Genomic DNA, 11,631 nt, shown 5'->3' with positions numbered 1-11,631 from the left:
CCGCCGGTAATTCGTCCGCCGAAGCTGTGGACAACTCGCCGGTTGTGGACAACTCAGCGCAGCAGCGGCAGCTCCGCGCCCATCACCACGTACGGACTGGGGGCGCCGGGGAAGACCACGCGGCGGGCGAGGTCGCGGTAGCCGAGCTGCCGGTAGAGGTGGCGCGCGGGGCTCTCCACGTCGATCGCCGAGAGCAGGCTCCTGGGCTCCGCGGCGGAGTCGGTGATCCGCGTGATCAGCTCGCGGCCGATGCCGCGCTGCTGGAAGGCGGGGTGCACGTGGAGTTCGGTGATGACGAAGGCGTCGTCGAGCCAGCGGTCCTCGCCGGCGGCGCGCAGATAGGGCTGGACGACGGTGGACCACCAGTACACGCGGTTGTTCGGCATGCCGTAGACGAACCCGACGAGCCGGCCGGCCGCGGTGGTGGCGCCCAGCGCGCGGGCGCCCGTGTTGGTCAGGTGCCGCAGCACGACATGGCGGCGGACGGCGATCTCGTCGTCGGTGAGCCCGAAGGCGACGGCCTGGACGGCAAGCGCGTCGTCCACGCGGGCGGCGAGGTCGAGAGGGCCGACGACGACGTCATCCATGGCTGCGCACCCTACCCTGCGCCCGCGGCCCGTCGGCCCAACCCCCGTGGCCCCGCCCCGCCGCGACGCCGGAAGGCCGCGGACCCGGCGCGCCTACGCACCCCGCGCTGCTCCGCGCCGCCGCGGACCCGGCTCTCAGAACAGCACGCTCATGAACGCCCCGACCTCGCGGAAGCCCACCCGGCGATACGCCGCGCGCGCCACCGTGTTGAAGTCGTTCACGTACAAGCTGACCACCGGCGCCACCTCGCGGAGCGCGTACCGCAGGACGGCCGCGAGGCCGATCTCCGACAGCCCGCGCCCGCGGTGCCCGGGTGCCACCCACACGCCCTGGATCTGGCACGCGTGCGCCGTCGCCGCGCCGATCTCCGCCTTGAAGACGACCTCGCCGTCCTCCACGCGCGCGAAGGACCGGCCGCCGCCCACCAGTTCCGCGACCCGCGCCTGGTACAGCAGCCCGCCGTCGCCGGCGAGCGGCGAGATCCCGACCTCCTCGGTGAACATGGCCACGCACGCGGGCATGATCAGGTCCATCTCGTCCTTGCGGATGCGGCGGACCAGCGGGTCGGGCATGACCTCCGCCGGCATCGAGGTGGTGACCATCAGCGGCTGCCGCGCCCGCACCTCGCGCGCCGGTCCCCAGGCGGGCTCCAGCAGGGACCACAACTCGGCGGTGGGCTCGGCCGGGCCGACGATCGAGGAGCAGCGGCGCCCCGCGCGCCGGGCGCGCTCGGCGAAGCCGCGGACCGCCTCGGGGGTGGCGCAGACGGGCACGAGGTTGGCGCCGGCGTAGCAGAGGGACTCCAGCCGCCCGCCCGCGTACCAGCCCCACAGCTCACCGCCGAGCCGCCAGGGATCGAGCCCCGCGACGGCGACGCGGGAGGCGACGAACGCGTTGGCGACCGGTTCGCGGTCGAGCACGGCGCGGGCGGCGTCGAGCTCCGCGGGCTCCAGCAGCCGGGTGGTGGTGGTCGTCAACACAGCGGCACTGTACCCGTGCGGGCGTCCGCCCGCTTCCTGCGGGTACGCGCCGTGCCCGGCGGTCAGCCGACGGTGACCTCCGGCTCGCCGGCGGCGGCGCCGTCGGCCTCCATCCGGTCGGCGATCTTCATCGCCTCCTCGATGAGCGTCTCGACGATCTTCGACTCGGGGACGGTCTTGATGACCTCTCCCTTCACGAAGATCTGGCCCTTGCCGTTGCCGGAGGCGACGCCGAGGTCGGCCTCGCGGGCCTCGCCGGGACCGTTGACGACGCAGCCCATGACGGCGACGCGCAGCGGCACCTCCATGCCGTCCAGACCGGCGGTGACCTCGTCGGCGAGCTTGTAGACGTCGACCTGGGCGCGGCCGCAGGAGGGGCAGGAGACGATCTCCAGCCGGCGCTCGCGCAGCCCGAGGGACTCCAGGATCTGGATGCCGACCTTGACCTCCTCCACCGGCGGGGCGGAGAGGGAGACGCGGATCGTGTCGCCGATGCCCTCGCCGAGGAGCGCGCCGAAGGCGACGGCGGACTTGATGGTGCCCTGGAAGGCGGGTCCCGCCTCGGTGACGCCGAGGTGCAGCGGGTAGTCGCACTGGGCGGCGAGCTGCCGGTAGGCGTTGACCATGACGACCGGGTCGTTGTGCTTCACCGAGATCTTGATGTCCGTGAAGCCGTGCTCCTCGAAGAGCGAGCACTCCCACAGCGCGGACTCGACCAGCGCCTCCGGGGTGGCCCTGCCGTACTTCGCGAGCAGCCGCCGGTCGAGCGAGCCCGCGTTCACCCCGATACGGATGGGGGTGCCGGCGGCGGAGGCCGCCCGGGCGATCTGCTTGACCTGGTCGTCGAACTTCTTGATGTTGCCCGGGTTCACCCGGACCGCGGCGCAGCCGGCGTCGATCGCGGCGTAGACGTACTTCGGCTGGAAGTGGATGTCCGCGATGACGGGGATCTGCGACTTCCTGGCGATCACGGGCAGCGCGTCGGCGTCGTCCTGCGTGGGGCAGGCGACCCGGACGATCTGGCAGCCGGAGGCGGTCAGCTCGGCGATCTGCTGGAGGGTGGCGCCGATGTCGGAGGTGCGGGTGGTGGTCATCGACTGGACGGAGACCGGCGCGTCGCCGCCGACGGCGACGGAACCGACCTGCAGCGTACGACTCGCCCTGCGCTCAGCCATCTTCAGCGGAACGGACGGCATTCCCAGCGAAACGGCAGTCATCTGGCGGCAACCCCTGTTGTACGGATCATGGCCCCCGCCGGATGAGGGCCCGGCTACCGAGATTACGGCACCCGTGCGCCGGGCCGCGGCCGGTGCCGGGGTGGTCACCGGAAGTGTCGATAAACCGGCACCGTACGTTTACCGCACGGTGCGCCGGATGCGCGGCCCGGCCGCGCCGCGCGGACCGGCGCGGGCGCCGGGAGGCGGCGGGCGGGCGCGTACGGCCTGGTCCGCGCCCCGCTCCGCCGCCCGGGTCAGCCCGTGAGCTTCACCGGGTTCACCACGTCCGCGACGAGCACCAGCAGCGTGAAGCAGATGAACACCCCGGCGACCACGTACGCCACCGGCATCAGCTTGGCGACGTCGAAGGGCCCGGGATCGGGTCGCCGGAAGACCCGCGCGAACGCGCGCCGCACCGACTCCCACAGCGCCCCCGCGATGTGGCCGCCGTCCAGCGGCAGCAGCGGCAGCATGTTGAAGAGGAAGAGCGACAGGTTGAAGCCCGCCACCAGCAGCAGCATCGACGCCACCCGCTGCTCCGGCGGGATGTCGAGGTTCAGCACCTCGCCGCCGACCCGGGCCGCGCCGACGACGCCGACCGGCGAGTCCTCCTTGCGCTCCTCGCCCTGGAACGCCGCGTCCCACAGGTCGGGGACCTTGGAGGGGAGCGCGATCAGCGCGTCGAAGCCGTTGACCACCATGTCGCCCATGCGGTCCACGGACTGGCCGAAGTCCTGCTTGACCACGCCGGTGGCGGGGGTGAAGCCGAGGAAGCCGGCCTTCACGTACTCGCCGTCGACGTAGCCGCCGTCGCCGTCGCTCTTGCTGACCGTGTTCTCGGTGAGCGTGGGGTGCAGGTCGACGCGCTTGCCGTCGCGCTCGACGGTGACGGTGGCCGGGCCGATGGTCTCGCGGATGCTCTTCTGCAGGGTCTCCCAGTCGCCGACCGGGCGGCCGTTGAACGCCACGATCCGGTCGCCGCGCTCCAGCCCCGCCTTCTTCGCGGGCGCGGCGGGGTCGGCGTCGCTGCACTTGCGGTCCGGGTTCTCGGCGACCGACTCGGCCTTGATCACGCAGTCGGAGACCGAGCCGACGGTCGTGGTCTGGGTGGCGATGCCGAACGTCATCATCACGCCGACGAACACCACGACGGCCAGCACCAGGTTCATGAACGGCCCGGCGAACATCACGACGACCCGCTTCCACGGGGCCCGCGTGTAGAACAGCCGCTTCTCGTCGCCGGGCTCCAGCTCCTCGTACGCCGCCTGCCTGGCGTCCTCGATCATCCCGCGGAACGGCGAGGTGGAGCGCTGCTGTACCCGCCCGTCCTCGCCCGGCGGGAACATCCCGATCATGCGGATGTAGCCGCCGAGCGGGATCCACTTGATGCCGTACTCGGTCTCCCCCTTCTTGCGGGAGAACATCGTGGGGCCGAAGCCGACCATGTACTGCGGGACGCGGATGCCGAACATCTTGGCCGTGCTGAGGTGGCCGAACTCGTGCCAGGCGATGGAGACGAGGAGCCCGAGGGCGAAGACGACGATGCCGAGAATCGTCATGAGTGTCGTCATGGGCGCACCTTCGTCATCAGTTGTCGATCGTCACTTGTCGTGCTGGTCGGCAGGCAGCCCGGCCAGCTCCCTGGCCCGGGCGCGCGCCCAGGTCTCGGCTTCGAGGACGTCCGCGACCGTCAGCCGGGTTCCCGGATCGTCCGTGCCGTGTTCCGCGACGACCTGGCTGACCGTGTCCATGATGCCAAGGAACGGGAGCTTGCCGGTGAGGAAGCCGTCGACACACTCCTCGTTCGCCGCGTTGAAGACCGCCGGGGCGGTGCCGCCGAGGGCGCCGACGTGGCAGGCCAGCGGCACGGAAGGGAACGCCTTCTCGTCGAGCGGGAAGAACTCCCAGGTGGCGGCGGCCGACCAGTCGAAGGCGGGCGCGGCGTCCGGCACCCGGTCGGGCCAGCCCAGCGCCAGCGCGATCGGCATCCGCATGTCGGGCGGGCTGGCCTGGGCCAGGGTGGAGCCGTCGGTGAACTCGACCATCGAGTGCACGTAGGACTGCGGGTGGACGACGACCTCGATGCGGTCGAAGGGCACGTCGTAGAGCAGGTGCGCCTCGATGACCTCCAAGCCCTTGTTGACCAGGGTGGAGGAGTTGATGGTGACGACCGGGCCCATGTCCCAGGTGGGGTGGGCGAGCGCCTGCTTTGGGGTGACCTCCGTCAGCTCCTCGCGCGTCCGGCCGCGGAACGGGCCGCCGGATGCGGTGACGAGCAGCTTGCGGACCTCGCCGCGGGTGCCGCCGAGCAGGGCCTGGTAGAGGGCGGAGTGCTCGGAGTCCACGGGGACGATCTGGCCGTGCCTGGCCACCTCCTTCACCAGCGGACCGCCGACGATCAGCGACTCCTTGTTGGCCAGCGCCAGCATCCGACCCGCCTTGAGGGCGGCGAGCGTGGGCGCGAGGCCGATGGAGCCGGTGATGCCGTTGAGCACGGTGTGGCACTCGTCGGCGGCGACCTCGGTGGCCGCGTCGGGACCCGCCAGCACCTCGGGCAGCGGCTCCCCGGCCCCGTACCGCGCGGCCAGCGCCTCGCGCAGCTCGCCCGCCTTGTCGGCGCGGGCGACCGCGACGCGGCGTACGCGCAGCTTGTGCGCCTGCTCGGCCAGCAGCTCCACCCGGCCGCCCGCCGCGGACAGGGCGGTGACCCGGAACCGGCCGGGGTTGCGCAGCACGATGTCGATGGCCTGGGTGCCGATGGATCCGGTCGAGCCGAGGATGACGATCTCGCGGGGGCCGTCGTCGGCGGTCGCGGGACGCAGGTGCGGATCGGCGAGCGGGGCAGCAGAGGTCTCGGTCATCGCCCCATTGTGTCCGCTCACACTTGGCGCGGAGCAGATGCCCTCTCGATGCCGTCCGCCGGTGGCTCACCCGTCGATTCGCCGTCCACCGCCGGGGCTCCGGCGGCGGCCGTCGCGGGCCGCGGGCGGCGGGCGCGGCTGCTGATCACGGCGTACGCGGCGAGCACGGCGCAGGCCGGGACGATGACGGTTTCCGGCACGTGCACCAGGGAGAGGCCGGTGGCGAGCAGGATGATCGCCAGCACCCAGCGCAGCACGGCGCCGGGGGCGCGGGTGGAGAGCACGGCGCCGACGAGCACGCCGGGGATGGCGCCGAGGAGGAGCACGGCCGCGAGCCCCAGGCTGGCGTCGCCGACGAGGAAGTGTCCGCCCGCGGCGGCGGCGACGATCGGGATGGCCTGGACGAGGTCGGTGCCGACGAGGTGGTTGGCCTTGAGCCGGGGGTGCACGAGCATCAGCATCACGATGATCAGCGAGCCGGAGCCGACCGAGGTCATGCCGACGACGAGGCCGCCGACGAGCCCGATGACCAGCGTGGGCACGGGGCGTACCGGCACGTGCGCGTCCTCGGTCTCCTCGCCCTGCGCGGCGCGCCGCCGGTCCAGCCACATCCGGGCGAGCATGCCGGTGACGGCGAGCAGCAGCGCCGCGCCGATGACGATCTTCACCCGGCTCTGCAGGTCGTCGCCCTCGCCGAGGAACTGCAGGAGAAAGGCGCCGCAGAACGCGGCCGGCACCCCGGTGGGCAGCAGCCAGCGCACCACGTCCCAGCGGACGGTGCCCGCCTTCTGGTGCACGGCGGCGCCGAAGGGCTTCATGAAGACCGAGGTCGCGAGGTCGCTGCCGATGGCCTGGGTGGGGTTGACACCGAAGACCGTCACCATGATGGGGGTCATGAGGGCGCCGCCGCCCATGCCCGTGAGCCCGACCATGCAGCCCACGAGGGCTCCGGCCACGACCATCGACCACGAAAATTCCATAGACATCGATACTAGGGATTTCCTATCGGGATGCTAGGGATAGCCTTCTGCGATTTTCACACCCGAACCGTGAGCTCCGCCACTCGACGACCCCGCCTTGACAGGCAACCAATTGGTTGCCAATCTGGGCGACCGAGGTGGTGACCATGGACGACGTCTTCCGGGCGCTCGCCGACGGCAGCCGCAGAGAGCTGCTCGACCGCCTCAACGAGCGGAACGGCCAGACCCTGCGGGAGCTGTGCACGGGACTGGAGATGAGCAGGCAGGCGGTGAGCAAGCACCTGGCGGTGCTGGAGTCCGCCGGCCTGGTCACCGCCGTGCGGCACGGCCGGGAGAAGCTGCACTACCTCAACCCCGTGCCGATCCACGAGGTGGCCGACCGCTGGATCGGCCGGTACGAGCGCGGGCGCCTCACGGCCCTGTCCGCGCTCAAGCAAGCGTTGGAAGGAAATCCCTTGAAGAAGCCCGCGTTCGTCTACACGATCTACATCGAGACCACGGCCGAGAAGCTCTACGAGGCGCTGACGACGCCGGAGTTCCTCAAGCAGTACCACGGCGGCTGGGCGCCCCGCTCCGACTGGCAGGCCGGCTCGACCGTCTACTGGCCGCTGGAGGAGAACGGCGAGCCCCTGGACCTGGGCCAGCGGGTCCTGGTGGCCGAGCCGGGCAGGCGGCTGGTGTACACCTGGCACACGCTGCAGCCGATGCACCAGGAGATGCTGGGCATGTCGGACGCGGAGTTCGCCGAGGCGAGCAAGGAGCGCTCGCAGGTCGCCTTCGACATCGAGCCGGCCGAGATCCCGAAGCTGGGCGTGAAGCTGACCATCACCCACGACCACTTCGACAGCGCGGAGAGCAGGATGCTGGAGAGCGTCAGCGGCGGCTGGGTCATGCTCGCCTCGCAGCTCAAGTCGATCCTGGAGCGGCAGCCTGCCTGACCGCGGTGCGCGGACGGCCCGCACCGCCGTCCGCGCGACCGCCGTCCGCTAGCCGATCGGCCGGTGCAGGTTCGGCTTCTTCGCCGGGCCCGGCTCGGCCTCGGCGATCCACGGGCCGTCGCCCGACGGGTCGACGATGCCCTCCTCCAGCCAGGTGTACGCGTCGTCCAGCACCTGCCTGACCACCCTGCGGTCCAGGTCGTCGGTGTTCGTCCAGAGCCGGCCGAACAGCTCCTCGACCCGGATGCGGGCCTGCCGGCAGAAGGCGTCGGCCAGTTCGTACGCCTCCTTGCCGTGCCCGCCCCGGCCGGGGGCGGCGCGCAGCATCTCGGCCCGTACGCACGCGGCGCTCATCGCGAACAGCTCCGCGCCGATGTCCACCACCCGGCCGAGGAAGCCCTGCTTGGTCTCCATCCGTCCCTGCCAGCGCGACATCCCGTAGAACGTCGAGCGCGCCAGCCGGCGGGCGCCGCGCTCGACGAAGCGCAGGTGGGTGGAGAGGTCGCGGTGCCCGGGCGGGTGGAACTCGCCGTATGTCCGCGGCACCTGCCCCTTGCCCGCGACCAGCTTCGGCAGCCAGCGGGCGTAGAAGCCGCCGGCCCGCGCGCCCGCGCGCGCCTTCTCGGAGAGGTTCTTCTGCGGGTCGATGAGGTCGCCGGCGACCTTCAGGTGGGCGTCCACCGCCTCGCGGGCGATGAGGAGGTGCATGATCTCAGTCGAGCCCTCGAAGATCCGGTTGATCCGCAGGTCACGGACGATCTGCTCGGCCGGGATCGCCTTCTCGCCGCGGGCGGCCAGCGACTCGGCGGTCTCGTAGCCGCGGCCGCCGCGGATCTGGATCAGCTCGTCGGCCATGAGGCTGGCCATCTCCGAGCCGTAGAGCTTGGCGAGGGCGGCCTCGATGCGGATGTCGTTGCGGTCCTCGTCGGCCATCTGGGACGACAGGTCGAGCACCGCCTCCAGCGCGAACGTCGTCGCCGCGATGAAGGAGACCTTCGCGCCGACTGCCTCGTGCTCGGCGACCGGCCGGCCCCACTGCTCGCGGGCGCCGCTCCAGCCGCGGGCGATCTTCAGGCACCACTTGCCGGCGCCGACGCACAGGGCGGGCAGGGAAAGCCGCCCGGTGTTGAGGGTGGTCAGCGCGATCTTCAGGCCCGCGCCCTCCGGGCCGATGCGGTTGGCGGCGGGGACGCGCACCTGGTGGAAGCGGGTGACGCCGTTCTCGATGCCGCGCAGACCCATGAACTGGTTGCGGTTCTCCACCGTCACGCCCTCGGAGGCGGCCTCGACGACGAACGCCGAGATGCCGCCCCGGTGCCCCTCCGACTTCGGCACCCGCGCCATCACCACGAGGAGGTCGGCGACGACGCCGTTGGTGGTCCAGAGCTTGACCCCGTCGAGCAGGTAGTCGGCGTCGGGCCCGTCGCCGTCGGGGACGGCGGTGGTCGCCAGCCGGGCCGGGTCGGAGCCGACGTCGGGCTCGGTGAGCAGGAAGGCGGAGATGTCGGTACGGGCGCACCGGGGCAGGAACTCCTCCTTCTGCTCCTCGGTGCCGAAGATCTTCAGCGGCTGCGGCACGCCGATCGACTGGTGCGCCGAGAGCAGCGCACCGACGGCGGGGCTCGCGGTGCCGACGAGGGCGAGGGACTTGTTGTAGTAGACCTGCGTGAGGCCGAGACCGCCGTACTTCCGGTCGATCTTCATGCCGAAGGCGCCGATCTCCTTCAGCCCGCGCACGGTCTCGTCGGGGATCCGCGCGTCGCGCTCGATCACGGCCCCGTCGATGCTCGTCTCGCAGAAGTCCCGCAGCCGGGAGAGGAACTCCTCGCCGCGCGCCACGTCCTCGGCGGCGGGCTCGGGGTGGGGGTGGATGAGGTCGAGGCGGAAGCGGCCGAGGAACAGTTCCTTGGCGAAGCTGGGCTTGCGCCAGTCCTGCTCGCGTGCGGCCTCGGCGACCTCCCTGGCTTCCTTCTCGGAGACGGACGGCCGTGTGGATGGTGCGGTCATGAGGGGACTCACCTCGCCGCTGCGTAGGGGTTACCAGCCGGTCTACTTGTGCGTATGTACCCGATTCGGCCGGGCGACACCACCCCGCGCGCGCCAATCGGGTGCCCCCGCACCCCGTCGCACGCCCCCACGCCCCCGTCCCGGGCCCTCCCGCGGGCGTTCCGCTGGCCTTCCGCGGCTCCGTGCGTGGGCCTTCTGCCTGCCTTGCGCCGGCCTGCCGCCGGCCTTCCGCCGGCCTTCTGGCGGGCCTCCCCCGCCCTCTCCCCGCACGCCCGCCCCAGGCTAGGCCGCCCCACCGACAAGATCACCCGGGCGGCGGCCGGGCCCGGCGCAGACCCCCGCGTCCCGTGCCGCGGCGGCCCCCGACCCCGTACCCTCGGCCCCGGCGGCCCGTGCGCGCACCGGCGGGCCGCGGGACCCCGCCCCCGGCGCCGCACCCCCGCGCCGCCCCACCCTTCCGTCGCGTAGCGCCGCACGAGCGGAGTGCTACGCGCCGGACAACGCACCCTGCCCCGCCGACCGCCTACGGTGGGCAGCAGAGGTACTTGCACTCTCCGGAGGGACTCTGCCGTGACTTCCACACAAGCGTTCTGGCTCGCCGGCCGGCAGGCGACCGGCGAGGACACCCTAGACGTCACCTCGCCCTGGGACGGCCGCAAGGTCGGCACGGTGAGCATTCCCACCGACGCCCAGATCGAGGAGGCCGTCGCCGCCGCACACGCGGTGAAGGACGAGCTGGCCGCCACCCCCGCGCACGTGCGCGCCGCGGCGCTCGACCATGTGACCAAGCAGATCGCCGCGCGCGCCGAGGAGATCGCGCGGCTGATCTCCGCCGAGAACGGCAAGCCGCTGAAGTGGGCCCGCGGCGAGGTCGGCCGCGCCGTGTCCACGTTCCGCTTCGCCACCGAGGAAGCCCGCCGGTGGGGCAGCGGCGACGGCCAGCGGCTCGACACCGACCCGGGCGGGGCCGGCCGGCTGGCCTTCACCCGGCGCTTCCCGTACGGCCCGGTCCTCGGCATCGCGCCGTTCAACTTTCCCCTGAACCTCTGCGCCCACAAGGTCGCCCCGGCCCTGGCCGTCGGCGCCCCGATCATCCTCAAGCCCGCCCCCGCCACCCCGCTCTCCGGTCTGCTGCTCGGCGAGCTGCTGGCGGAGACCGACCTCCCGGCCGGTAGCTGGAGCGTGCTGCCGGTGCCGAACGACCGGATGCCCGCCCTCACCCAGGACGAGCGGCTGCCGATCATCTCCTTCACCGGCTCGGACAAGGTCGGCTACGACATCCTCAACTCCGTCCCCGGCAAGCGCGTCACCCTGGAGCTCGGCGGCAACGGCGCCGCCGTCGTCCTGGGCGACTACTCCTCGGATGCCGACCTGGACCACGCCGCGCAGCGGATCGGCACGTTCGCCAACTACCAGGCGGGCCAGTCGTGCATCTCCGTCCAGCGCGTGATCGCCGACGCCTCGGTCTACGACCGCCTGGTGCCCAGGGTCGTCGCGGCCGTCGAGGCGCAGGTGACCGGCGACCCGGCGGACGAGGCCACCGACGTCGGCCCGATGGTGAGCGAGGCCGCGGCCCAGCGGCTGGAGTCGTGGGTCGACGAGGCCGTCGGCGCCGGTGCCCGGGTGCTGACGGGCGGCAAGCGGGACGGTGCGTCGTACGCGCCCACGGTGCTGACGGACGTGCCGGGCGGCGTGCGGCTCTCCCACGAGGAGGCGTTCGGGCCGGTCGTGACGGTGCAGCGGGCGGACGACGAGGACGCCGCGTTCGCGGCCGTCAACAACTCGAAGTACGGCCTCCAGGCGGGCGTGTTCACGCACGACGTGCAGAGCGCCTTCCGGGCGCAGCGGAAGCTGGAGGTCGGCGGCGTGATCGTCGGCGACGTCCCGTCGTACCGCGCGGACCAGATGCCGTACGGGGGCGTGAAGCGCTCCGGCGTGGGGCGCGAGGGCGTGCGGTACGCGATGGAGGACTACACCTACGAGAAGGTCATGGTCTTCACGGGGCTCGACGCGCTCTGACGACGGCCGGCCGGAAAGGCGAGGACCCCCGGGATGTCCCG

9 protein-coding genes are annotated in these 11,631 nt (G+C 72.3%); 2 read left to right on the top strand and 7 right to left on the bottom strand.

Annotated features, from left to right (window positions below; all coding sequences use genetic code 11):
* Positions 1 to 53 precede the first annotated feature (53 nt).
* From DMB38_RS27725 to DMB38_RS27700, 6 genes are all read right to left on the bottom strand, one after another.
* Positions 54 to 587: a GNAT family N-acetyltransferase gene (locus DMB38_RS27725; RefSeq protein ID WP_125937433.1), complete on the bottom strand. Its 534-nt coding sequence runs from the start codon at positions 585 to 587 to the stop codon at positions 54 to 56.
* A 135-nt stretch (positions 588 to 722) separates the two neighbouring features.
* On the bottom strand, positions 723 to 1,568 hold the full coding sequence (locus DMB38_RS27720) for a GNAT family N-acetyltransferase (protein ID WP_125937432.1): 846 nt from the start codon (positions 1,566 to 1,568) through the stop codon (positions 723 to 725).
* A gap of 62 nt (positions 1,569 to 1,630) precedes the next feature.
* Positions 1,631 to 2,785: a flavodoxin-dependent (E)-4-hydroxy-3-methylbut-2-enyl-diphosphate synthase gene (ispG, locus tag DMB38_RS27715; protein ID WP_125937431.1), complete on the bottom strand. Its 1,155-nt coding sequence runs from the start codon at positions 2,783 to 2,785 to the stop codon at positions 1,631 to 1,633.
* Positions 2,786 to 3,039: 254 nt separating this feature from the next.
* Positions 3,040 to 4,356: a site-2 protease family protein gene (locus DMB38_RS27710; RefSeq protein WP_047018388.1), complete on the bottom strand. Its 1,317-nt coding sequence runs from the start codon at positions 4,354 to 4,356 to the stop codon at positions 3,040 to 3,042.
* Between the two features lie 30 nt (positions 4,357 to 4,386).
* On the bottom strand, positions 4,387 to 5,646 hold the full coding sequence (dxr, locus tag DMB38_RS27705; protein ID WP_125937430.1) for a 1-deoxy-D-xylulose-5-phosphate reductoisomerase: 1,260 nt from the start codon (positions 5,644 to 5,646) through the stop codon (positions 4,387 to 4,389).
* Positions 5,647 to 5,663: 17 nt separating this feature from the next.
* Positions 5,664 to 6,626, bottom strand: a complete 963-nt coding sequence (locus tag DMB38_RS27700; RefSeq protein WP_240662502.1) for a sulfite exporter TauE/SafE family protein — start codon at positions 6,624 to 6,626, stop codon at positions 5,664 to 5,666.
* Positions 6,627 to 6,772: 146 nt separating this feature from the next.
* On the opposite strand from DMB38_RS27700, the gene DMB38_RS27695 reads away from it, so the two are divergent.
* Positions 6,773 to 7,564 (top strand): metalloregulator ArsR/SmtB family transcription factor, encoded by a 792-nt coding sequence (locus DMB38_RS27695; RefSeq protein WP_125937429.1) that lies wholly within the window; start codon positions 6,773 to 6,775, stop codon positions 7,562 to 7,564.
* A 48-nt stretch (positions 7,565 to 7,612) separates the two neighbouring features.
* Here the strand turns inward: DMB38_RS27695 and DMB38_RS27690 are convergent, their stop codons facing one another.
* Complete coding sequence (locus tag DMB38_RS27690) at positions 7,613 to 9,571, bottom strand: acyl-CoA dehydrogenase family protein (protein ID WP_125937428.1); 1,959 nt, start codon at positions 9,569 to 9,571, stop codon at positions 7,613 to 7,615.
* A gap of 570 nt (positions 9,572 to 10,141) precedes the next feature.
* Here DMB38_RS27690 and DMB38_RS27685 point away from each other — a divergent pair.
* Positions 10,142 to 11,590, top strand: coding sequence for an aldehyde dehydrogenase family protein (locus DMB38_RS27685; protein WP_125937427.1), 1,449 nt, complete (start codon positions 10,142 to 10,144; stop codon positions 11,588 to 11,590).
* The last annotated feature ends 41 nt before the right edge of the window (positions 11,591 to 11,631 follow it).

The sequence above is a fragment of the Streptomyces sp. WAC 06738 genome, from assembly GCF_003945505.1.
Classification (GTDB): Bacteria; Actinomycetota; Actinomycetes; order Streptomycetales; family Streptomycetaceae; genus Streptomyces.
The sequence above is the reverse complement of the archived record's forward strand: the minus strand, read 5'-3'. Positions and strand labels throughout refer to the sequence as shown.

Excerpts from the sequence above, each read along its gene's own strand:
- DMB38_RS27700 (WP_240662502.1), bottom strand. The coding sequence starts at position 6,626 with ATGGAATTTTCGTGGTCGATGGTCGTGGCCGGAGCCCTCGTGGGCTGC.
- DMB38_RS27690 (WP_125937428.1), bottom strand. The coding sequence starts at position 9,571 with ATGACCGCACCATCCACACGGCCGTCCGTCTCCGAGAAGGAAGCCAGG.
- ispG (WP_125937431.1), bottom strand. The coding sequence starts at position 2,785 with ATGACTGCCGTTTCGCTGGGAATGCCGTCCGTTCCGCTGAAGATGGCT.
- DMB38_RS27725 (WP_125937433.1), bottom strand. The coding sequence starts at position 587 with ATGGATGACGTCGTCGTCGGCCCTCTCGACCTCGCCGCCCGCGTGGAC.
- dxr (WP_125937430.1), bottom strand. The coding sequence starts at position 5,646 with ATGACCGAGACCTCTGCTGCCCCGCTCGCCGATCCGCACCTGCGTCCC.
- DMB38_RS27710 (WP_047018388.1), bottom strand. The coding sequence starts at position 4,356 with ATGACGACACTCATGACGATTCTCGGCATCGTCGTCTTCGCCCTCGGG.
- DMB38_RS27695 (WP_125937429.1), top strand. The coding sequence starts at position 6,773 with ATGGACGACGTCTTCCGGGCGCTCGCCGACGGCAGCCGCAGAGAGCTG.